General features: G+C 59.8%; 21 protein-coding genes. 12 read left to right on the forward strand and 9 right to left on the reverse strand.

The features are described 5' to 3' along the window. Positions 1–181: 181 nt before the first annotated feature. Positions 182–634, reverse strand: coding sequence for a ribonuclease HI (rnhA, locus tag JFU47_RS28375; RefSeq protein WP_201187397.1), 453 nt, complete (start codon positions 632–634; stop codon positions 182–184). Between the two features lie 92 nt (positions 635–726). After that, positions 727–1,485: a methyltransferase domain-containing protein gene (locus tag JFU47_RS28380; RefSeq protein WP_008152097.1), complete on the reverse strand. Its 759-nt coding sequence runs from the start codon at positions 1,483–1,485 to the stop codon at positions 727–729. 65 nt (positions 1,486–1,550) lie between these two features. On the opposite strand from JFU47_RS28380, the gene gloB reads away from it, so the two are divergent. From gloB to fabI, 8 genes are all read left to right on the forward strand, one after another. Further along, positions 1,551–2,318 (forward strand): hydroxyacylglutathione hydrolase, encoded by a 768-nt coding sequence (gene gloB, locus JFU47_RS28385; RefSeq protein WP_201188519.1) that lies wholly within the window; start codon positions 1,551–1,553, stop codon positions 2,316–2,318. A 99-nt stretch (positions 2,319–2,417) separates the two neighbouring features. After that, positions 2,418–3,866, forward strand: coding sequence for a transglycosylase SLT domain-containing protein (locus JFU47_RS28390; RefSeq protein WP_201187400.1), 1,449 nt, complete (start codon positions 2,418–2,420; stop codon positions 3,864–3,866). A gap of 189 nt (positions 3,867–4,055) precedes the next feature. After that, positions 4,056–5,888 carry an extracellular solute-binding protein gene (locus tag JFU47_RS28395; protein ID WP_140679067.1) on the forward strand — a complete coding sequence of 611 codons (1,833 nt, stop codon included), beginning with the start codon at positions 4,056–4,058 and terminating at the stop codon, positions 5,886–5,888. Next, positions 5,885–7,726: an extracellular solute-binding protein gene (locus JFU47_RS28400; RefSeq protein WP_201187402.1), complete on the forward strand. Its 1,842-nt coding sequence runs from the start codon at positions 5,885–5,887 to the stop codon at positions 7,724–7,726. The genes JFU47_RS28395 and JFU47_RS28400 overlap by 4 nt, the downstream gene beginning before the upstream one ends. Before the next feature lie 4 nt (positions 7,727–7,730). Then, the gene (locus tag JFU47_RS28405) at positions 7,731–8,804 is read left to right on the forward strand and encodes a microcin C ABC transporter permease YejB (RefSeq protein ID WP_201187406.1); all 1,074 of its coding nucleotides are present in this window, start codon (positions 7,731–7,733) and stop codon (positions 8,802–8,804) included. Between the two features lies 1 nt (position 8,805). Continuing rightward, positions 8,806–9,825 carry an ABC transporter permease gene (locus tag JFU47_RS28410; RefSeq protein ID WP_123364351.1) on the forward strand — a complete coding sequence of 340 codons (1,020 nt, stop codon included), beginning with the start codon at positions 8,806–8,808 and terminating at the stop codon, positions 9,823–9,825. Between the two features lies 1 nt (position 9,826). Beyond that, positions 9,827–11,437 (forward strand): ABC transporter ATP-binding protein, encoded by a 1,611-nt coding sequence (locus JFU47_RS28415; RefSeq protein ID WP_140679071.1) that lies wholly within the window; start codon positions 9,827–9,829, stop codon positions 11,435–11,437. A 21-nt stretch (positions 11,438–11,458) separates the two neighbouring features. After that, positions 11,459–12,253, forward strand: coding sequence for an enoyl-ACP reductase FabI (fabI, locus tag JFU47_RS28420; RefSeq protein ID WP_008152082.1), 795 nt, complete (start codon positions 11,459–11,461; stop codon positions 12,251–12,253). A 93-nt stretch (positions 12,254–12,346) separates the two neighbouring features. On the opposite strand, the gene JFU47_RS28425 is transcribed toward fabI, so the two are convergent. Further along, a complete protein-coding gene (locus tag JFU47_RS28425) occupies positions 12,347–13,213 on the reverse strand; it encodes a LysR family transcriptional regulator (RefSeq protein WP_201187409.1) in 867 nt (288 codons plus the stop codon). 111 nt (positions 13,214–13,324) lie between these two features. Here JFU47_RS28425 and JFU47_RS28430 point away from each other — a divergent pair, with 111 nt between their 5' ends. Continuing rightward, positions 13,325–13,750, forward strand: coding sequence for a VOC family protein (locus tag JFU47_RS28430; protein ID WP_201187412.1), 426 nt, complete (start codon positions 13,325–13,327; stop codon positions 13,748–13,750). Here JFU47_RS28430 and JFU47_RS28435 read toward each other — a convergent pair. The 5 genes from JFU47_RS28435 to JFU47_RS28455 form a co-directional block, all read right to left on the reverse strand. Further along, positions 13,719–14,318 (reverse strand): GGDEF domain-containing protein, encoded by a 600-nt coding sequence (locus JFU47_RS28435; RefSeq protein ID WP_201187415.1) that lies wholly within the window; start codon positions 14,316–14,318, stop codon positions 13,719–13,721. The two genes, JFU47_RS28430 and JFU47_RS28435, sit on opposite strands and share 32 nt — an antisense overlap. A gap of 74 nt (positions 14,319–14,392) precedes the next feature. Beyond that, positions 14,393–14,971 carry a hypothetical protein gene (locus JFU47_RS28440; protein ID WP_201187418.1) on the reverse strand — a complete coding sequence of 193 codons (579 nt, stop codon included), beginning with the start codon at positions 14,969–14,971 and terminating at the stop codon, positions 14,393–14,395. A 1-nt stretch (position 14,972) separates the two neighbouring features. Further along, the gene (locus tag JFU47_RS28445) at positions 14,973–17,141 is read right to left on the reverse strand and encodes a xanthine dehydrogenase family protein molybdopterin-binding subunit (RefSeq protein WP_201187421.1); all 2,169 of its coding nucleotides are present in this window, start codon (positions 17,139–17,141) and stop codon (positions 14,973–14,975) included. A 25-nt stretch (positions 17,142–17,166) separates the two neighbouring features. Next, on the reverse strand, positions 17,167–17,622 hold the full coding sequence (locus tag JFU47_RS28450) for a (2Fe-2S)-binding protein (RefSeq protein WP_201187424.1): 456 nt from the start codon (positions 17,620–17,622) through the stop codon (positions 17,167–17,169). A gap of 300 nt (positions 17,623–17,922) precedes the next feature. Then, positions 17,923–18,768 (reverse strand): oxidoreductase, encoded by an 846-nt coding sequence (locus JFU47_RS28455; protein WP_201187434.1) that lies wholly within the window; start codon positions 18,766–18,768, stop codon positions 17,923–17,925. 114 nt (positions 18,769–18,882) lie between these two features. Between JFU47_RS28455 and JFU47_RS28460 the strand changes: the two genes are divergently transcribed. Next, entirely contained in the window at positions 18,883–19,803 is a 921-nt protein-coding gene (locus JFU47_RS28460) for a LysR family transcriptional regulator (RefSeq protein WP_242485186.1), read from the forward strand. Positions 19,804–19,875: 72 nt separating this feature from the next. On the opposite strand, the gene JFU47_RS28465 is transcribed toward JFU47_RS28460, so the two are convergent. Then, entirely contained in the window at positions 19,876–21,234 is a 1,359-nt protein-coding gene (locus tag JFU47_RS28465; protein ID WP_201187446.1) for an XAC2610-related protein, read from the reverse strand. Positions 21,235–21,414: 180 nt separating this feature from the next. On the opposite strand from JFU47_RS28465, the gene JFU47_RS28470 reads away from it, so the two are divergent. Continuing rightward, positions 21,415–21,918 (forward strand): VOC family protein, encoded by a 504-nt coding sequence (locus JFU47_RS28470; protein WP_129444773.1) that lies wholly within the window; start codon positions 21,415–21,417, stop codon positions 21,916–21,918. 35 nt (positions 21,919–21,953) lie between these two features. Further along, a complete protein-coding gene (locus JFU47_RS28475) occupies positions 21,954–22,787 on the forward strand; it encodes an AraC family transcriptional regulator (RefSeq protein ID WP_201187449.1) in 834 nt (277 codons plus the stop codon). Positions 22,788–22,822 lie beyond the last annotated feature (35 nt).

Consider the following 22,822-nt stretch of genomic DNA (forward strand, 5'->3'; position numbering starts at 1 on the left):
AAAAGCGGCGATGTTAACACGCCCGCCGGGGTCTTTCAGATACACCGTGTTGCACCCATCGCGAGCAGGCTCGCTCCCACATTGAATTCGGGGGTTCACAGAATTTGTGCTCAACGAAGATCAAATGTGGGAGTGAGCCTGCTCGCGATTGGCTACGACGGGTACGTCGGTAGAACCGGAATCAAGCCTGTTTGTAACCGCGCACTTCATCCACGCCACGATTGGCCAGTTGGTCGGCGCGTTCGTTGCCATGATGGCCAATGTGCCCGCGTACCCATTTCCAGGTGACGTTGTGGCGATTGACCTGCTCATCCAGCAACTTCCACAGATCAGCGTTTTTTACCGGTTCTTTCGCAGCGGTTTTCCAGCCGCGCTTCTTCCAGTTGTCCATCCACTCGTTGATGCCTTTCATCACATACTGAGAGTCGGTGACCAGCAGCACGTCGCAGGAGCGCTTGAGTTCTTCAAGACCACGGATCGCACCCATCAGCTCCATGCGGTTGTTGGTGGTGTTGGCTTCGCCGCCCCACAGTTCTTTTTCAATGCCCTTGCACACCAGCAAAGCGCCCCAGCCACCAGGGCCAGGGTTGCCTTTACAGGCGCCGTCAGTGAAGATTTCTACGCTATCGCTCATGCCAATCTATCCAGAAAATGCGGTGGCTCGCCGATCGGTGATCGACGATGCCCGAGGCCGGGGCAAAACCGGCCGGGAAAATAAAAAGTGTATTACGGATCGATGCGGCGACGATTGACCTTGGCCATCGGCAATGGAATCAGCTTGCCCATCGGTTCGCGCCGCTCCTGACGGACGGGCCGCAGGCCCACCACGATCTTGCGCGCAACCAATAAATAGAAGCCGCCACCCGACAGTTGCCAGTCACCGGCCTTGCGCTCCCATCCGGCCAGGCGAGCCTGCCAGGCGGGTGACGCAAGCGGCGGACGATAGCACCCGAAGCGGCGTTTCTCCAGTGCGAAGCCCAGCAGGTTCAGCCAGTCACCGACTCGCGACGGGGAGATGCAGCGAGCCTTGCGCAAGGCGTCGTGAGCAAAAACGTGACGCAAGCCCCAAGTGCTCCAGGGGTTGATCCCGACGATCAGCAGATGCCCGCCGGGCCGCACGCTGCTCGCCGCTTCACGCAGCAAACCGTGGGGCGACAGGCAGAAATCCAGCCCATGCTGCAACACCACCACATCGGCGGCATGCTCGCTCAAAGGCCACGCCTGCTCTTCGCAGACGATCTCGACACCCGGCAACGGCGCGCCGAGCCGCACATTACGCTGGACTTGCGGCGCCGACGGCGGCGTTTGGGCCGACGGGCCGTAATGCACCAGGTAGCCACCGAAGAACCGTCCCAGCTCGTCTTCGAGCATGCGACGTTCTTCGTCCAGCAAAAATTGCCCGATGGGGCCGGACAGCCATTCACGGGCCGCGCTGATCAATGTCAGCCATTCAGGATCAGCCTGAGCGAACGCTTTATCGGTCATTGCATTCTCCAACGCGCCAGGAAGTTCTAAGATGCGCCATTGTTTTCCGCTTGGCGAATCCGACGATGATACAGATCAGTGCCCTGCCCGCCTTCACCGACAACTACATCTGGTTATTACAAGACCACCGCACCCAGCGCTGCGCGGTGGTTGATCCGGGCGATGCCGCGCCGGTGCAGGCCTGGCTCGCCGCGCATCCGGGTTGGGTGTTGAGTGATATTTTGATCACTCACCATCATCATGACCACGTCGGCGGCGTCGAGCAGCTCAAAAAAGCGACAGACGCGACAGTCTACGGTCCGGCCAGCGAAACCATCCCGCTGCGGGACGTGGCCCTCAAGGACAACGACCGCGTCAGCGTGCTGGGCTGGGACTTCGATGTCTATGCCGTCCCCGGCCACACCTTGGGGCATATCGCCTATTACCATCATGGTTTGCTGTTCTGCGGTGACACCCTGTTCGCGGCCGGTTGCGGGCGCTTGTTCGAAGGCACCCCGGAGCAAATGCATACCTCACTGACGCGCCTCGCGGCGCTGCCTGAAGATACGCTGGTCTACTGCACTCACGAATACACCTTGAGCAACCTGAAGTTTGCCGCAGCGGTCGAACCGGGCAATCCGGACACCGCCACACGTCTGGAAAAAGTCACCGCTCAGCGCGAGGCCGGAATCATGACGCTGCCCTCTACTCTGGCGCTTGAAAAGCTTACCAACCCGTTTTTGCGTGTCCACGAAACATCCGTTAAAGAAAAAGTGGACGAACGGAATGGAACCAAAAACCGGGCTCCGAGTGCGGTTTTTGCTGCTCTGCGTGCTTGGAAAGATAAGTTCTAAGTAGCCATCACGTTGGTACAAAAATTCTGAATGGTTGACCGCAGGGGGTGCGCTTTCTAGAATCGCCCGACATTTTTGCCCGGAACTTACTTCCAGCCAATGTCGTCATCTATTCGTAAAGCCATCAATTCAGACGCATTGACCCGCTTGGCTCAAGCCATCGCGGTGGCTGTGTCCGCCACTCTGGCGGGCTGCTCAAGCCATGTGCCGCAGACCGACGCGACACACACTCCGAACATCGCCGCTCGAGCCAAACAGAAACCTATCTGGCTCAGTGAAAAACCGACTCCACAAATTCCACAAGATGTCTGGGAGCGCATGCGCCAGGGCTTCCAGTTACAGGACAACCTGGGCGTAAACCCGCGCATCGAGCAACAGCGCCTGTGGTTCGCCAGCAACCCGTCCTTCCTCGAAAACGCCGGCGAACGCGGCAGCCTCTACATTCACTACATCGTCGAACGCCTTGAAGAACGCAACATGCCGCTGGAACTGGCGCTGCTGCCAGTGATTGAAAGCGCCTACAACCCAATGGCCTATTCCCGGGCCGACGCGGTTGGCTTGTGGCAATTCATCCCGTCCACCGGGCGTTACTTCAACCTGCGTCAAACCCGTTTCTATGATGGCCGTCGCGATATCACCGCCTCGACCACCGCGGCCATGGATTACCTGACCCGCCTGCACGACATGTTCAACGGCGACTGGCTGCTGGCCCTGGCGGCGTACAACGCCGGCGAAGGCACGGTCAGCCGGGCCATCGAGCGCAACGAAAAGCTCGGTTTGCCGACCGATTACTGGAACTTGCCGCTGCCGGCCGAAACCCAGGCCTACGTGCCAAAGCTGCTGGCCCTGTCGCAAGTGGTGCTGGCACCTGAAGCCTACGGCGTGAACCTGAACCCGATCGCCAACGAACCGTACTTCCAGGTCGTCGAAATCAACCAGCGCATGGACCTGTCCAAGGTCGCCGCGGTGGCTAACATCGACGAAGACGAACTGTTCCAGCTCAACCCGGCCTTCAAGCAGCGCACCACCATCGATGGCCCCCAGCATTTGCTGGTGCCGACGTCCAAGGCGCAGCTGCTGACCGCCAGCCTGTCGACCATGCGTCCTGAAGAGTTGATCAGCAAGAAGCCGCTCCAGCCAGTATTCGAAGGCTCGGACGACTCCGAACTCGCCAGTCTCAAACGCGGTTACCGCGTTAAACGCGGCGACAACCTCGGCACCATCGCCAAGGCCAACAAGGTCGACATCAAGGACCTGCAGCGCTGGAACAAACTGACCGGCAAAAACCTCAAGGTTGGCCAGACACTGGTTATGCAGGACACCAACAAGCGCAGCAGCGGTCGCGTCAACACCGTCGTGGCGGCGAACAGCAAAGCAAACAGTAAAGCTGACAAACAGCAGACCCAGTACAAGGTCAAGCAAGGCGACTCGCTGTACATGGTAGCCAAGCGTTTCAACGTTGAAATGCAGCACCTCAAGCGCTGGAACCCACGTGTTGGCCAGGCGCTGAAGCCTGGTCAGATGCTGACGGTGGCTTCCCCACGCTGATTGATGTGAAACCGAAAAAGATCGCAGCCTTCGGCAGCTCCTACGCATGTAAACGCAGGTAGGAGCTGCCGAAGGCTGCGATCTTTTTTTGTGCCCCTACACCGCTTTCAGCACCCGTCTTTTTCCTGTCGATACAAGCTGTTACTGTACCGGCCACAAAGCCCAAGCCGCCTGGATCGGATCCCTGACTTGAAGCGTCCCCTCCTCCTGCTCCTGATCAGCCTGGCCTTAAGCTCCCCCGCAAGCGCGACGATCAGCGAAAGCCATGGTTATGCGCAGTTCGGCACGCTCAAGTACCCGGCCAGATTTACCCACTTCGACTGGGTCAACCCGCAAGCGCCCAAGGGCGGTACGTTGCGGGTGATGGCGTTTGGCACCTTCGATACGCTCAACCCCTACACCTTCAAGGGTTCAAGTCCGGTTTCTACGCCGAATTTCCTGCAATACGGCATCAACGAGCTCAACGAACCGTTGATGGTCGGCACCGGCCAGTACGCGCCGTCCGGCGATGAGCCGACCTCCAGCTATGGCCTGATCGCCCAATCGGTGGAATACAGCGAAGACCGCAGCTGGGTGGTGTTCAACCTGCGTCCGGAAGCGCGTTTCCACGATGGCACGCCGATTACCGCCTATGACGTGGCGTTTTCCTACCGCTTGCTGCTCAAGGAAGGCCATCCGCAATACCGCACCAACCTTCAGGAAGTGTCCCGGGTTGACATCCTCAATCCGCAGCGCATTCGTTTCGTCTTCAAGCGCGCCGGCAATCCGTTGCTGATCCTGCGCCTGGGCGAATTGCCGGTGCTGCCCCAGCATTACTGGAAAGGTCGCGATTTCAAGGCCACCACCTTCGAACCGCCACTGGGTAGCGGGCCGTATCGCATCACCTCGGTAGAGCCTGGGCGCCGGATTGTTTTCGAACGGGTCAAGGATTACTGGGGCAAGGACCTGCCGGTCAATCGCGGCAAATACAACTTCGACCGTATGGAAGTCGAGTTCTACCGCGACAGCGACGTCGCGTTCGAAGCCTTCAAGGCCGGCGAATTCGACATCTATATCGAGCACCAGGCGAAGAACTGGGAAAACGGCTACAGCTTCCCGGCGGTGCAACGCGGCGACGTCATCAAGGCGCAAATCCCGCATCAGATCCCGACCCAGAGCCAGGGTCTGTTCATGAACTCCCGACGCCCCGCCTTCTCCGAGACCAAAGTCCGTGAAGCGCTGGGCCTGATGTTCGACTTCGAGTGGACCAACCGCACCCTGTTCAGCGGCGCTTACAAGCGCGCCTTGAGTTACTACCCCAACAGCGAGTTCTCCGCGACCGGCCTTCCGGTCGGCCATGAATGGCTGATGCTCACGCCGTATCGCGAGCAGTTGCCCGCCAAGCTCTTCACCGAGCCGTTCAGCCTGCCGCAGACCCAAGGGCGCGGCATCCCCCGGGAAACCATGCGCAAGGCCCTGAGCCTGCTCTCTGAGGCCGGCTGGAAGCTCAGTGGCCAACACGTACAGAACGCTGCCGGCCAACCGTTGCGTTTGGAGATCCTGCTGGTCAACCCGAACCTGGAGCGCATCCTTCAGCCTTACGTCGAGAACCTCGCCAGCATCGGCATCGACGCTCGGCTGCGCACAGTCGATCGCGCCCAGTACAAGCAACGCCTTGATCAGTTCGACTTCGACATGATCCTGATGACCCTCAACCAGACGCTCAGTCCGGGCCTGGAACAATGGCAGTACTTCCATTCCAGTCAGGTCGGGGTCAAGGGCAGCAAAAACTACGCCGGTATTGCCAATCCGGCGGTCGACCATTTACTCGAACAATTGCTCGCCGCCCAGACCCAGGATGAACAGGTCGCCGCCGGCAAGGCCCTGGACCGGGTGTTGCTGTGGCAGCACTACATCATTCCCAACTGGTACCTCAATTATCACCGCCTGGCCTACCGCAACCGGTTCGCCTTCGTCACCACGCCGCCCTACACATTGGGCCTGAGCGCCTGGTGGCTGAAATCTTCGGAGAAAGATCGATGAAACCCGTACGCACCCTGCTCTTGCAGGCCAGCGGTCTGTTGTTCGCCGGGCTGGCCTGTGCCGCCCCGCAACATGCCCTGACCCTGTACAACGAGCCGCCGAAATACCCGGCCGATTTCAAACATTTCGATTACGTGAACCCCGACGCGCCCAAGGGCGGGATCTTCCGTCAGGCCGGTTTCGGCGGCTTTGACAGCCTCAACCCTTTCATCAACAAGGGTGTCGCGGCCGACGACATCAGCATGATCTACGACACCCTGGCCAAACAGGGCCTGGATGAACCGTTCACCGAGTACGGCCTGGTCGCCGGCAAGATCGAAAAAGCCCCGGACAACAGCTGGGTGCGTTTCTACCTGCGCCCCGAAGCGCGCTTCCACGACGGGCATCCGATGCGCGCCGAGGACGTGGTGTTCAGCTTCCAGACCCTGATCAAAGACGGCGCGCCGCTGTACCGCGGTTACTACAGCGATGTCGAGGAAGTGGTCGCTGAAGATCCGCTGACGGTGCTGTTCAAGTTCAAACACAACAACAACCGTGAGCTGCCGTTGATCCTCGGCCAGTTGCCGGTGTTGCCCAAGCATTGGTGGGCGACGCGCGATTTCACCAAGGGCAACCTGGAAATGCCGTTGGGCAGCGGCCCGTACAAGGTCAGCGAAGTGAAGGCCGGGCGGTCGGTGCGCTATGAACGGGTCAAGGATTACTGGGGCAAGGACCTGCCAGCCAACCGCGGGTTCTACAACTTCGACGTGATGACCACCGACTACTACCGCGACAACACCGTGGCCCTGGAAGCGCTCAAGGCCGGGCAGTTCGATTACTGGCTCGAAATGGCAGCAAAGAACTGGGCCAACGCCTACAACATTCCGGCCGTCACCGAGGGCCGGTTGATCAAGGAACAGATCCCGAACGGCAACCCCACCGGCATGCAGGGTTTTGTGTTTAACCTGCGCCGCCCGGTTTTCCAGGACGTACGTGTACGTCAGGCCTTGACGCTGTTGCTGGATTTCGAGTGGACCAACAAACAACTGTTCAATGGCGCCTATGTGCGCACCCGCAGTTATTTCGAGAATTCGGAAATGGCGGCCAGCGACCTGCCGGACGCCGATCAATTGGCGATCCTCGACCCGTTCCGCGGCAAGATTCCCGAGCAGGTATTCAGCGAGGCGTTCCAGAACCCGGTGACCGACGCCAGCGGCATGATCCGCGCCCAACAGCGCAAAGCTTATCAACTGCTGCAAGAGGCGGGCTGGCGGATCGTCGATGACAAGATGGTCGACACCCATGGCAAACCGGTGACCATCGAGTTCCTGCTGGCCCAGACCGAGTTCGAGCGGGTGCTGCTGCCGTTCAAGCGCAACCTGAGCGACTTGGGGATTGACCTGGTCATCCGCCGGGTCGATGTCTCGCAGTACATCAATCGCGTGCGTTCACGGGACTTCGACATGATCGTCGGCAGCTTCCCCCAGTCCAATTCACCGGGCAATGAACAGCGTGAGTTCTGGATGTCTGCCGCCGCCGACAAACCCGGCAGTCGCAACTCCATGGGCCTCAAAGACCCGGTGGTGGACCAACTGGTCGAGCAACTGATCAACGCCGATTCGCGCAAAAGTCTGGTGGCCCATGCCCGCGCGCTGGACCGCGTGCTGCAATGGGGCTATTACGTGATCCCCAACTGGCACATCAAAACCTGGCGCGTGGCGTACTGGAACCACATCGGCCACCCGAAAATCTCACCCAAGTACGACATCGGCATTAACACCTGGTGGATCAAGCCCGATGCCAAACCTGCGGTAGAAGTCGAAACCAAACTGCAAGCCGACCCTGCGGGCACGGAGTAATCAGATGCTGGCGTATATTTTTCGGCGACTGCTGCTGATCATCCCGACCTTGCTCGGCATTTTGCTGATCAACTTTGTGATCATCCAGGCCGCCCCCGGCGGGCCGGTGGAGCAGATGATCGCCAAGCTCGAAGGCTTCGAAGGCGCCACCAGCCGCATCGCCGGCGGCGGTGCCGAAGTCTCGGTGGCGGGTTCCGCCTATCGCGGCGCCCAGGGCCTGGACCCTACGCTGGTCAAGGAAATCGAGCACATGTACGGCTTCGACAAATCGGCGCCGGAACGGCTGTGGATCATGATCAAGAACTACGCCACCCTGGATTTCGGCGACAGCTTCTTCCGCGACGCCAAGGTCATCGACTTGATCAAGGAAAAGATGCCAGTGTCGATCTCCCTCGGGCTGTGGAGCACGCTGATCATGTACCTGGTGTCGATCCCGCTGGGGATCGCCAAGGCGACGCGACACGGCAGCCACTTCGACGTCTGGACCAGTTCGGCGATCATCGTCGGTTACGCGATTCCGGCGTTCCTGTTCGCCATCCTGCTGATCGTGGTGTTCGCCGGCGGCAGCTATTTCGACTGGTTCCCGCTCAGAGGGCTGACCTCCAACAACTTCGATGAGTTGAGCATGGGCGGCAAGGTGCTCGATTACTTCTGGCACTTGGCATTGCCGGTGACGGCGCTGGTGATCGGCAACTTCGCGACCATGACCTTGCTGACCAAGAACAGTTTTCTCGACGAAATCAACAAGCAGTACGTGGTCACCGCCAAGGCCAAGGGCCTGACCAATCACCGCGTGCTCTACGGCCACGTGTTCCGCAACGCCATGCTGTTGGTCATCGCCGGGTTCCCGTCGGCGTTTATCGGCATCTTCTTCACTGGCTCGTTGCTGGTGGAAGTGATCTTCTCCCTCGACGGTCTCGGGCTGATGAGTTTTGAGGCGGCGATCAACCGCGATTACCCAGTAGTGTTTGGCACGCTGTTCATCTTCACCCTGTTGGGATTGGTGGTGAAACTCATCGGCGACCTCACGTACACCTTTGTCGATCCGCGCATCGACTTCGAAAGCCGGGAGCATTGAGATGAATCTGTCCCCTCTCAATCGCCGACGCTTCGAACTGTTCAAGGCCAACAAGCGTGGCTGGTGGTCGCTGTGGCTGTTTCTGCTGCTGTTTGGGCTGAGCCTCGGCGCCGAGTTGATCGCCAACGACAAACCGCTGGTGGTGCATTACGACAACGGTTGGTACTTCCCGGCGCTCAAGCGTTACCCGGAAACCACCTTCGGCGGCGAATTCCCGCTGGAAGCCAATTACAAGAGCCCGTACATCCGCGAACTGCTCAAGGCCAAAGACGCCTGGGTGCTGTGGGCGCCGATTCCCTACAGCTATCAAAGCATCAATTACGATCTGAAAGTCCCGGCACCCGCACCGCCCTCGACCGACAACCTGCTGGGCACGGACGATCAGGGTCGCGACGTGTTGGCGCGGGTGATTTATGGCTTCCGGATTTCGGTGCTGTTCGCCCTGACGCTGACCATTCTCAGCTCGATCATCGGGGTGATTGCCGGGGCCTTGCAGGGTTTCTACGGCGGCTGGGTGGATTTGGCCGGGCAGCGCTTTCTGGAGATCTGGTCCGGGCTGCCGGTGCTGTACCTGCTGATCATTCTCGCCAGTTTCGTCCAGCCGAACTTCTGGTGGCTGCTGGGGATCATGCTGTTGTTCTCGTGGATGAGCCTGGTGGACGTGGTCCGCGCCGAATTCCTGCGAGGGCGTAATCTGGAATACGTGCGCGCCGCGCGGGCGTTGGGGATGCAAAACGGAGCGATCATGTTCCGCCACATCCTGCCCAACGCCATGGTCTCGACGATGACCTTCATGCCGTTCATCCTGACCGGCGCCATCGGCACCCTGACCGCTCTCGATTTTCTGGGCTTCGGTCTGCCGCCTGGCGCACCGTCCCTGGGTGAGCTGGTGGCCCAGGGCAAATCCAACCTGCAAGCGCCGTGGCTCGGCATGAGCGCGTTTGCCGTGCTGGCGTTGATGTTGAGTCTGCTGGTGTTCATCGGCGAGTCCGCTCGCGATGCCTTCGACCCGAGGAAGTGAAATGAATCAGGACAATCTGATCGAAGTGCGCGACCTGGCCGTCGAATTTGTCGTCGGCGAGCGCGTTCAACGAGTGGTCGAAGGCGTGAGCTTCGATATCAAGCGCGGCGAAACCCTGGCGCTGGTGGGCGAAAGTGGCTCCGGCAAATCGGTGACCGCCCACTCGATCCTGCGGCTGCTGCCCTACCCGCTCGCCCGACATCCGTCCGGCACTATCGAGTACTCCGGGCAGAACTTGCTGAGCCTGAAAGAGAAAACCATTCGCCACATCCGCGGCAACCGGATAGCGATGATCTTCCAGGAGCCGATGACCTCGCTCAATCCGCTGCACTCGATCGAGAAGCAGATCAACGAGGTGTTGAGCACCCACAAAGGGCTGATCGGCAAAGTCGCGACCAAGCGCACCCTGGAGCTGCTGGAGATGGTCGGCATCCCGGAGCCCGAGAAGCGCCTCAAGGCCCTGCCCCACGAACTGTCTGGCGGCCAACGGCAGCGGGTGATGATTGCCATGGCCCTGGCCAACGAGCCGGAACTGCTGATCGCCGACGAGCCGACCACCGCGCTGGACGTGACCGTTCAACTGAAAATTCTCGAATTGCTCAAGGAATTACAGGCCCGGTTGGGCATGGCGCTGCTACTGATCAGTCACGATTTGAATCTTGTACGAAGAATTGCGCATCGCGTATGTGTCATGCAGCGCGGTTGCATCGTCGAACAGGCATCGTGCGAAGAGTTGTTCCGCGCACCGCAGCATCCGTACACTCGGGAACTGCTGGCAGCGGAGCCCAGCGGCAAACCGGCGACCAATGTAATCGGCCCGCCGTTGCTGCAGGTCGAGGACCTGAAAGTCTGGTTCCCGATCAAGAAAGGCTTTCTGAAAAAGACCGTCGACCACATCAAAGCGGTGGACGGAATCAATTTCAGCCTGCCTCAGGGCCAGACTCTGGGGATTGTGGGAGAAAGCGGCTCGGGCAAGTCGACACTGGGTTTGGCGATTTTGCGGCTGATCGGCAGCAAAGGTGCCATCCGTTTTGAAGGCAAGCAGCTAGACTGCCTGACGCAGCAACAGGTTCGACCGCTGCGTCGGCAGATGCAGGTGGTGTTTCAGGACCCGTTCGGCAGCCTGAGTCCACGGATGTGCGTGAGCCAGATCGTCGGCGAAGGCCTGCGGATCCACAAGATGGGCACCGAGGCAGAACAGGAACAAGCGATTATTGCGGCACTCAAGGAGGTAGGTCTGGACCCGGAAACCCGGAATCGCTACCCCCACGAATTTTCCGGTGGGCAACGGCAGAGAATCGCCATTGCCCGGGCATTAGTGCTAAAACCGGCGTTGATTCTGCTGGACGAGCCGACATCGGCCCTCGACCGGACAGTGCAACGCCAAGTGGTGGAGCTTTTGCGTTCACTGCAAACCAAGTACAACCTGACGTATCTGTTTATCAGCCATGACCTGGCTGTCGTCAAAGCGCTGAGCCACCAGCTGATGGTGGTCAAGCAAGGCCAAGTGGTCGAACAGGGAGACGCGCAAAGTATTTTTGCGGCCCCCAAACATCCGTATACACAGCAGTTGCTGGAAGCCGCTTTCCTGGCCCCGGCCACTGCGCAATAACCTGAAAGAGAGGAGCAACACATGGGTTTTCTCGCCGGTAAGCGCGTACTGATCGTCGGTGTCGCCAGCAAGCTGTCCATCGCATCCGGCATCGCTGCCGCCATGCATCGCGAGGGCGCTGAGCTTGCCTTCACTTATCAGAACGACAAACTCAAGGGTCGTGTCGAAGAGTTCGCACAAAGCTGGGGTTCCAACCCTGATCTGTGCTTCCCGTGCGACGTGGCCAGCGATGAAGAAATCGCCAAGGTCTTCGTTGAGCTGGGCAAGAAGTGGGACGGCCTGGACTGCATCGTGCACTCCGTCGGCTTCGCCCCGGGCGACCAACTGGATGGCGACTTCACCGAAGCCACCACCCGTGAAGGTTTCCGCATCGCTCACGACATCAGCGCCTACAGCTTCGTGGCCCTGGCCAAAGCTGGCCGCGAAATGATGAAAGGCCGCAACGGCAGCCTGCTGACCCTGTCGTACCTGGGCGCCGAGCGCACCATGCCGAACTACAACGTAATGGGCATGGCCAAGGCTTCCCTGGAAGCTGGCGTTCGTTACCTGGCCGGCTCCCTGGGCCCGGACGGCACCCGCGTCAACTGCGTATCGGCTGGCCCGATCCGCACCCTCGCCGCTTCCGGCATCAAGAACTTCCGCAAGATGCTGGCCGCCAACGAAGCGCAAACTCCGCTGCGTCGCAACGTCACCATCGACGAAGTCGGCAACGCCGGCGCCTTCCTGTGCTCGGACCTGGCGTCCGGCATCAGCGGCGAAATCATGTACGTGGACGGTGGCTTCAACACCACGGCCATGGGCAGCCTTGAAGAGTAATCTTCAGTCGGCCAACTAAAAAACCCGCCTCTTCAGGCGGGTTTTTTGTGCCTGCTATTCCAGGCCTGATGCAAACCCTTGTGGGATTTGTGTTTAGCCGGAAATGTGTGTCAGGCAACTGGCAAATAGCTGCTGGATCGGCTGTGTGCGCTGGCTATAGCGCTGCAACAGGACGATCTCGCGGTAGAACGTCAACGCCCCCAGCGGGATGATCCGAACCTTCGCCCCGTACTCAAGCCAGAGCCCCGCCTCGGGTAGCAGCGACACCCCCAACCCGCATTCAACCATCTTCACGATGGCTTCCAGCTCATCCAGCTCCAAAGCCACCTGCACATCAATCTGCTGCTCGCGCAAAAACCGCGTCACCAATCTGCCACCGAACGAGTTGCGGTCGTAGCGCACATGCGGATGGCTCGCGAGGATCTGCAACGGCTCATCCCCTTCAAGGTCCACTGGCACGATCAATACAAACGGCTCCTTGCGGATGACCTGCGCTGACAGTTCTTTGGGCAACTCGAACGGCGGCTTGATCAGGATCGCCAGATCCACCTCACCGGTGTCCACCTGACTTAACAGGTTCAGCGACACACCGGGCACCAGTTTCGGTTCCAGCAACGGCGCCTGTTGCCTCAGTCGAAGCAACGCCTGGGGCAGCAGTCCGGTCTGGGCCGTAGCCACCGCGCCTATTTTCAACTCGCCGCGATACTCACTGACGTCATCGCTGACCGCCATGCGGCTGAAGGTTTCCAGCATTTCCCTGGCCATCGGCAATGCCCGCTGGCCCGCCGCATTGAGCAGCGCCTGACGTCCGGTGCGATCGAACAAACGAATACCCAGAGCCTGTTCCAGATTGCGAATCTGCGCGCTGACGGCCGACTGGGTCAGGCCGATGTGCATCCCGGCGGCGGCAAACGTGCCGTAGCGCGTCACGGCGATGAAGGTTTTCAGTTCCCGCAGCATGGCGTACTCGATTGATCGAAATAATTTGAGCTCGATGCAAAAATTATCGTCTTTTAATCAAAAAGCACAGGGCTAAACTCAGTCTGAATCCAGACAGTCGAGGCACATCCGATGCAACTCTCCCCTTTTCACTTGGCCATCCCGGTTTACGACCTGACCGCCGCGCGCAATTTTTATGGCGAAGTGTTCGGCCTGGAAGAAGGTCGCTCAAGCGATCATTGGGTCGATTTCAATTTTTTCGGCCATCAGCTGGTCATTCACCTGGCGCCGAAAAATGCCTCTCAAGAAGCCGCGCACACCAATGCTGTCGACGGTCATGACGTACCGGTGCCGCATTTCGGCGTGGTGTTGGGGATGAACGAATGGGAGGCGCTGGCCGAGCGGTTGAAAGCCCTCGACACCCGATTCGTGATCGAACCGGGCATTCGCTTTCAGGGCTTGGTGGGTGAGCAAGCGACGATGTTTCTCTTCGATCCGTGCGGCAACGCGCTTGAGTTCAAGGCATTCAAGGATGTGGCTCAGCTGTTTGCCAAGTGAACGCATCGGCCTGTGCCATCAGCTCCTCGATCGAGCCGGGAAGCTGAGGGTTGCACTCGATTTGTCCAATGCTGAAGTGGATGTCATAACCGCGATGCACCGTGGCATTGCGCTCTTTGAGTATTTCTTCGAGTCGCGCCCTGATCGCGGGAATCTCCACAACGCTTGAGCCGGTCAGCAACGCGACGAATTTGTCACTGCCCAACCGGCCGATCACATCGCTCTCGCGAAAGGCAATTCGCAGCACATCAGCGAAGGTTTTCAGGGCGTTGTCGCCCTCGGCACGACCATAGAGATAGTTGATGTGTTTGAAGTCATCAATATTGAAAAGCAGCAGCGTTGCTGGCTTTTTCAGCTGATGGCAGACATCCAGCCCTTGTTGGGCCAGCGCTGTAAAACCGTGTCGGTTGGAGAGCAGCGTCAACTCGTCCATGCTCGCCATCTGCACGCCCATCAACTCCTCCTCGGCCTTGCGGGCCAGGTCACGCAGCAGCTCGCGCTCCTGCAGTGGCGTGCGCAACGGGTCGGCGCACGCGCCTGGTTTTACCGGTTTGCCTGGGATCAGCATTACTCACTCCATTGGCGGGTATATTTCTTAGAGTCGTCCATACCCGGTTTGGCTCCCTGTTAACGGACCGCCGGTCAACTACCCACGACCGGACATGGCCCCCCAGCGTCTGCCCAGCGCTTGAACTGGGTGACGAAAATGTCGTGCGGCACCGGTACCGGCGCCCTTCCCTGACCCGGATTCCAACCCCAGAGCACCAGTTTGTCGTCGCTGACATGCTTGATCAGCGCGGCGAAATCGCGGTCACCGTTGCTGGAACGGTCCTTGATCATTGCGCACAACTGGTCGGCCGGCAGACCGATCCAGGCCATTTTGTGCGCGGCTGGCGGCAAGCTCCAGTGCGGCGCCCCTGGCGGTGCGTGAGCGCCGTAACTGGCTGGCGGATTACTCTCGGCGTGGCAGGTAGCGCAGGGCAAACCCGCCGCACCCTTGCCGTCCATGCCCCGCACGACGTTCATTGCGTGAGTAATCCCGGCGTCGAATTGCAACGGCGAATCGCCGGGGATATGGCAGTTCTGGCAGCGCGGGCTCTGAAAGACCTTTTGCACGGTATCGAACGCCTTGATGGCCTCCTTATCATCAGCGAACAGGTCCTCGGCGTAGCCGATCAGGCCGACCAACACCACCGCGCCAAGAATCAGATGTCGTCTCATCTCACACCCCCGACAGTTGCAGTGGCAGTTCCCGCAAGCGTTGGCCGGTCAGGGCGAACACCGCGTTGGCCACTGCCGGCGCCGTGGGCGGCACACCGGCCTCGCCGATGCCGCCGGGTTTGTCGCTGCTGGGCAAGATATGCACTTCCACTACCGGCATTTCGTTGAGCCGCAGCACTTGATAGTCGTGGTAATTGGACTGCACCACTTGCCCGTTCTTGAAGGTCAGTTTGCTGTGCAAGGTAAACCCGAGGCCGAACGTGATGGCCGATTCCATTTGCGCCGCGATGCTCATCGGATTGACCGCAATCCCGCAATCCACCGCACACACCACCCGGTGCACGCGGATCGCCAGGTTGTCCTCGGACACCTCGGCCACCTGGGCAACATAACTGCCGAAAGACTCATGCACCGCGACACCCAACGCATGGCCGTCCGGCAGTGGCGCCTTCCAGTTGGCTTTCTCGACGGCCAGGTTCAGCACGCCAAGATGCCGCGGATGCTCCTTGAGCAAGGTTCGTCGGTACTCGACCGGATCCTTGCCGGCCGCCTCTGCCAGTTCGTCGATCAGCGACTCCATCACGAACGCGGTGTGGGTGTGCCCCACCGAGCGCAGCCAGAGCACGCGAATGCCGGTTTGCGGCGAATGCAGATCAACCTGGTGATTCGCCAACCCCTCAAGGTACGGACTGTCGGCGACGCCTTCGACAGACGTCTTGTCGATGCCATTCTTGACCATGGTCGCCTCGAATGACGTGCCCGCCATGATCGACTGCCCGACCATCACATGCTTCCAGGCGATCGGCAGGCCTCCGGCATCGAGGCCGATACGGGCCTGATGGAGGAATGCCGAGCGGTAGTAGCCACCGCGAATGTCGTCCTCCCGGGACCAGACGGTTTTCACCGGTGCGCCCGCCGCCTTGGCGACTTCCACGGCCTCAGCGACAAAGTCCGAGGTCGGATTGGCCCGGCGACCGAAACCGCCGCCCAGAAACTCGGTATGAATCTCCACCTGCTCGGGTTTGAGCCCGGTGATTTTCCCGGCGACCATTTGATCCAGGGTCTGGAACTGGGTGCCGGTCCAGATTTCACATTTGTCCTGAGTGATTTTCACCGTGCAGTTGAGCGGCTCCATCGGCGCGTGGGCCAGGTATGGCACGCTGTATTCGACATCGATGGTCTTCGCCGCTTTCCCCAGACCTGCCGCGACATCACCGGCCTGACTGGCCGACGCGCCAGGGGTGGCGGCGAGTTTGCGGAAGCTTTCCAGCAGTGTCTGACTGTCGAGCCCGGTGTTCGGCCCCAGGTCCCAATCAATCTTCAACGCATCGCGCCCCAGCTTCGCCGCCCAGTAATGATCGGCAATCACCGCCACCCCGGTGGGCACCTGCACCACTTTTTGCACGCCAGGGATCGCCAGCGCTTCGGCGCCTTCGAAGGATTTGACGCTGCCACCGAACACCGGCGAGCGCGCGACCATGGCGGTCATCAGCCCGTCGAACTGCACGTCCATGCCGAACTTGGCGCGGCCAGTGATTTTCTCCGGAGTGTCCAGGCGCTTGGTCGGTTTGCCGATGATTTTCCAGTCCTTGGACTCCTTGAGCTTGATCGACGCCGGATCCGGCACCGGCAGCTTGCCGGCGTCATCGGCCAGTTCGCCGTAGGTGGCGCGTTGGTCGCCGGCAATCACCACACCCGATTCGGTGCGAATCCCGGAGGGCGCGACGTTGAAGCGCTTGGCCGCCGCGTCGATCAACATCAAACGCGCCGCTGCACCGGCCTGCCGGTAGCGGTCGAACTCCATCCAGGTCGAGGTGGACCCGCCAGTGATTTGCATCCCGCCAAACCCGGCCAGGCCATACTCGGCGGCCGAAGCCGGTGCATGTTCGACACGGATCTTCGACCAGTCGGCGTCCAGTTCTTCGGCGATCAGCATGGTCAGGCCGGTCCAGATGCCCTGGCCCATTTCCGAATGGCCGAGCAGTATGGTGACGCTGTTGTCATTGCCGATCCGTAAAAACGCGTTGGGCGCGAAAACATTGCCTTGATTCTCGGCGCCCATGGCAAAGCGATGACCACCGGGGATGACAAACGCCACCACCAGACCACCGCCCAGCACCGCGCTGCCCTTGAGGAAACCGCGGCGTGACAGAGGATTGAGGCTGTTCATTGCTCAGACTCCCTTCAACGTGGCATCAACCGATCTCGGCGGCGCGTTTGACCGCTGCGCGGATCCTTGGGTAGGTGCCGCAGCGACAGATGTTGCCGGAGAGCGCCTGATCGATGTCGCTGTCGGTGGGCTTGGGAATTTTCGCCAGCAACGCGGCGGCCGACATGATCTGCCCGGACTGGCAGTAACCGCACTGGACTACATCGAGCTCCGCCCAGGCTTGTTGCACCGGGTGCGAACCGTCGGTAGACAGACCTTCGATGGTGAGGATTTTTTGCCCATTGGCCACCGCCATGGCGGGGGTGATGCAGGAGCGCAGCGGCGCGCCGTCGACGTGCACGGTGCAGGCCCCGCACTGGGCGATGCCGCAACCGAATTTGGTGCCGGTCAGGTGCGCGACATCGCGCAGGACCCACAGGAGCGGCATGTCTGCGGGGACATCCAGCGCCTGGTCCTTGCCATTGATGTTGAGGGTCAACATTGCGAATGTCCTCAGACTCACGGTGTTCTGAAGGGGCTCTCGGGAACCTCCGGTTATCCCTACAGCTAAGCGCAAATTGCCGGGCGAGACCGGTTCATCGACCACCGGTCACACGATGAAGGAGAACAGGATCGCTCTGTAGCAGCTGCCGAGCCCGCGAGGCTGCGTTCGGCGACGAAGTCGTCGTAAACCCTGCAAACGCAGTTTTCCTGACACACCGCAGAGCCTGACTTCACGACGACTTCGTCGCCGAACGCAGCCTCGCAGGCTCGGCAGCTGCTACACAGAGCGGTTGGGGGCTTAGAAGTCGGTGGACACCGACACTTCGCGCCACGTCTGCAATTCATCAGCGACGAAGGCGTTCTTGGCTTCGATCGCCGCGACACAGTCGCTGCCCAGCGGTAAGCGCAGCGGGGCTTTTTGCGCTTGCACCAGGGTGATCATGGCCTGGGCGAGCTTGTCCGGATCGCCAGGCTGATTCAGGGTTACAGCCTTGGCGATTTTGCGCACCTCACCCGCTGTGGTGTCGTATTCGGCAATCGAAGCCGGGGATTCAACCAGCGAATTGCCTTCGAGGAATTCGGTGCGGAAGTAACCCGGCTCGACAATGGTCACGTTGATACCCAGCGGTGCCAACTCGGCGTGCAGCGCCTCGCTCAAGCCTTCGACGGCAAATTTGGTCGAGCAGTAGACGCCAAAGCCTGGCCCCGACCTGTAGCCGCCCACCGATGAGAGATTGATCACATGTCCACGGCGAGCAGCGCGCATGTGCGGCAGAACGGCGCGCGTGACATTCAGCAAGCCGAAGACGTTGGTTTCGTACACGCGTCGCACTTCATCGGCGCTAGCTTCTTCCACCGCACCGAGTACGCCGAAACCGGCGTTGTTGACCAGCACATTGATGCGCCCGAAGTGCTCAATGGCCGCCTTGGCAACCGCAACGCCTTGGGCTTCGTTGGTCACATCAAGGGTCGCGGCCAACAAACCCGGCTGCTCGCCAAAACGCTGGGTGATGCTACTGGCGTCACGAGCGGTGGCGACTACGGCGTCGCCATTGGCCAGCGCGGCGGCAGCAATCTTGGCGCCGATACCGCGAGAAGCACCGGTGATGAGCCAGACACGTTTGAAGTTTTGGGAAGTGGTCATGATGGCGAATCCTTGTAGGCAGTTGGGGTAAGCACAAGGTACGCAGGAACATTGGTCTGAAAAATGCCCTCGTGTTACAAGCACTATGAAACTCTCTTTCATAATGACGCCGATATGAATCACGACCCGTTTGATGGTTTGACCGAGTTTCTCGCCGTCGCCGAGCATAAAAGCTTCACTCTGGCCGCGACTCGGCTAGCCGTTACGCCCACCGCCGTCAGCCATGCGATCAAACTGCTGGAACGGCGCACCGGCGTGTTGCTGTTTCAGCGCACCACACGCCGAGTGGCGCTGACCGAAGCCGGCGCCAGTCTGTTTGCCCGCTTGCGTCCGGCGGCCAGTGAAATCGATGAAGCGCTGGCGGTGCTCAGCGGTTTCCGCGATCAGCCCATGGGCACGCTGCGACTCACGGCCCCACGATTGTCCGGGGCCTTGTTGATGGAGCCGCTGATTCCGCTGTTCCGCGAGGCCTACCCGCAAGTCACCCTCGATATTTCCCTGGACGACGCTACGGTCGACCTGATGGCCGGCGGCTTCGATGCCGGGATTCGCTTGGGAGAGTCGATTGAAAAAGACATGATCGCGGTACGCCTGACACCTGACCTGCAATGGTCGGTGGTGGGCTCCCCGGCCTACTTCGCCAAGGCGGGAAAACCGGTCATCCCGGAAGACCTGACCCGACATGAATGCATCGGCTTTCGCTTCTCGACCTCCGGCAGCGCGCATCGCTGGGAGTTTCGCCGCGAGGGGCGGGACTTCACCGTGGGCGTCGAGGGTGGCGTGATCGTCAATGATCGCCGGTTGTTGGTGGCGGCCGCTCGTAGCGATTCAGGCCTGGCCTACGCCTGTGATCTGGAGATTGCCGACGAGTTGGCGGATGGACGCCTCGAACGGGTGCTGCAACCCTTCGTACCGCTCAGCTCGGCGTTGTACCTGTACTTTCCCAGCCGCACTCAGACCCAGCCAAAACTGCGGGCCTTTATTGATTTGGCCACCCGCTGGATCGCTGAAAAAGGAGGCCTGGGTCGTCGCTGAACCGTCGTCTTCACAGTATGACTGCATTCAAAAACAGTCATATCGACCCTACAAAAAGTCATTACGACTACATCAGGGTTGTTTCACGTAAGCCGCGCTGTACTTCTGATACTCACCAAAACCGGTCACTTCTGCGGCGCCATTGAGCAACTGCAGGCGAAACAGTGGATCGCCCTCAGGGTCCACTGCGATGACGAGGTTGCCGGCAAGCAATGGGTACTGATGATGGACTTCGACAGGCGGGTCCTTGAGCTGAAAAATGCTCAGGTTGATATCCGCCATCTCGGGGCCGTTGTCGATCCCTGGCAATACTCTGAGGGTCAACTCGCCGATACGCCGATCCTGGACATTGCTCACGAGGTAGCGCCCTTCTCGCTGACTGTCTGCTACCCGCTCAAGTTTTTGCGCGGCGACTTTGAACGCAGTCGGCCTCACATTGATGCTTAATTGACGAGAGCCGTTGATCCACGTGCCGGTCTGGCTGCCCTGCTCGTTCGGCGTGCCTTCGACGAACCAGTTGCCGATCATCTGACCGTCGTCGTCCAGTTCACGCAGAACAATACCGCCATCCTCGTAGGTATTGCCCACCAGCCGGATCGGTTGACCGCTGCCGGTCTTGCTGTAGCGAACTTCCCCGACGTAGACATCACCCTGACGTTGCCACCACAGCTCAACGGGGATCTTGTCATCGAGGGTGCCGCGTAACATGACGGGCGCTTCACCGACGGGTCCCTCAAGGCGACGACGCTCCGTCCACTGGCCGGATTTCAGTTCACGATCGGTGACGTCCACATAGCCATCAGGCATGAACGGGTTGGCTTCCGACGGCTTTTGCACCACCTCCGTTTTCTCGGCCACCTTCACAGGACGGTTGTCCTGTATTTGCCAGGTCGCGCTCTGGCGCCAGCAGCAGCCGCTTTTGGACTGGGTATGCAGGCTTTTGGTAACCGGGTCGATATCGAACATACCCAGATTTGCGCCACGGGTCAGAGCGGAAAAGGACGTGCTCAACACGAGCGTCGGGCTCTCGGGATCGAACAGATAGATGTCGTAGGAAGGACCGCCATAGCCCGCTTCATTGCCATTGCGTACGGCAAGATCTTGTTGCCCGTCGAAATTGAAATCGCCGAACAACAGCAGACTTTGATCGGCATACGCCAGGTTGCGGTCGAACTCCGAAGCTTTGCGGCCTGGTTTGAACAGGGCGAACGCTTCGGCTGACTCGATGCGCTGCAGCACCTGCCCGCCGGTCCTTTCGCGCAACGTAATCAGCGCAGGAGCACCGTCGAAAGTCTGGGTGGGCGGCTGTGCAAACAGCACGTCGATGACGTATTTCTGCGCAGGGTCCGTGAGGTGATACGTCAGCGGTTCGGCGCTTACGGCAGCGGCAACCAGCAGGCAGGAAACAGCCAATAAACGATGGGCAACCATGATGCAGAGCGTCCTTGCGGCAAACCAGGTCGACAAGTCTAGCGGCTATCGGGTCATGCCGACATCGTTGATTCCGTCGACAGGAAACTCTTTCTACTTGTCGATCTACGGTACGGCCAGACGACCCGAGGCTGGCTACGCTGAAAGTCCAGCCTGAGTAATCCGTAGAGGAGCTACACCATGCACCGCGTTCAAAAACTCACGCCCTGCCTGTGGTTCGACAATCAGGCCGAGGAGGCCGCGAAGTTCTACTGTGCGATCTTCGATCATTCGAAAATCAGCGCCACCACCCACTACGGCAAGGCCGGTCAGGAGATTCACGGCAGGCCCGAAGGCTCGGTGATGACGGTCAGTTTCGAACTGGACGGACAGAGTTTTACCGGCCTCAACGGCGGCCCTATATTCAAGTTCAATGAAGCAGTTTCGTTTCAGGTCAATTGCCATACTCAGGAAGAAGTCGACCACTTCTGGGGGCGCCTGTCCGCGGGCGGGCCCGTTGAGGCCCAGCAATGCGGCTGGCTCAAGGACAAATTCGGCGTGTCCTGGCAGATCGTGCCAGTGGCCCTGATGGACATGATGAAAGACCCTGATACAGCAAAATCCCAACGCGCCATGACAGCGATGTTGCAGATGAAAAAACTCGACATCGCAGCACTGCAACGAGCCTTTGACGGCGAGAGCTAATACACTTCGACGCTGACCTGCCGAGGACGCTGACCATGAAGCCCGCCGTTGCCAAAGACGCTGACAAAGCCCCGCGCTTCTGGCGCGACGACGCCCTGCCCTTCATCGAAGCCCGCTCCATCGCCGACGGCCGCGAGGTCTGTTACATCCGGCATTCCCACGAGCACTTTTCCATCGGTGCGATCACGGCCGGGCGCAGTACCTACCTCCACGAGCATTCGGAGTTTCAGGTCAGTGCCGGCACCGTGGTGCTGATGAATCCCGGTGATGTCCACGCCTGCAATCCCATCGATGACCAGCCGTGGTCGTACCTGATGCTGTACGTCGAGACACCCTGGCTGACCGATTTGCAGCATCAGTTGGGGTTTGGCCAGGACCAGGCGTTTCGGCGGTTTTCCATCACTCACTTGCACGACGCCGATCTGTTTGCCGGGCTCAAGGGTTTGTATGAAGTGTTGGTCGATGATCAGCACGACATCCTGCGCAAACACAGCGCCGCGGTGGAGTTTTTCACCGATGTGCAACAGCGCCTCAACCCTGGTGATCAACCACTGCGCGAGCCCAATTTCAAACTGGAACGGGCCGCCGAGTACATCCGCGACAACTGCACGCAACTGCTCAAGCTCGAAGACATTTGCGCGGCCGCACAGTTGTCGCCTTCCTACCTGATCCGCGCGTTCAAGCAGCATTACGGCATGACGCCCCACGCGTTTGTGCTCAACCAGCGAATCCAGTTCGCCCGGGAGCAGTTGCGTAGCGGCAAATTGATTGCCGATGTGGCACTTGAAGCCGGGTTTGCCGATCAAGCGCACTTTCAACGGGTATTTAAACAGCATTTGGCGGCGACGCCGGGGCAATATCGGAATTGACATCAGACGTCATCATTAAAAGAACCCGCGGCAAA

Origin of the sequence: Pseudomonas sp. TH39(2020) (genome assembly GCF_016650715.1) — a bacterium.
In the GTDB taxonomy this organism is placed as follows: domain Bacteria; phylum Pseudomonadota; class Gammaproteobacteria; order Pseudomonadales; family Pseudomonadaceae; genus Aquipseudomonas; species Aquipseudomonas mandelii_C.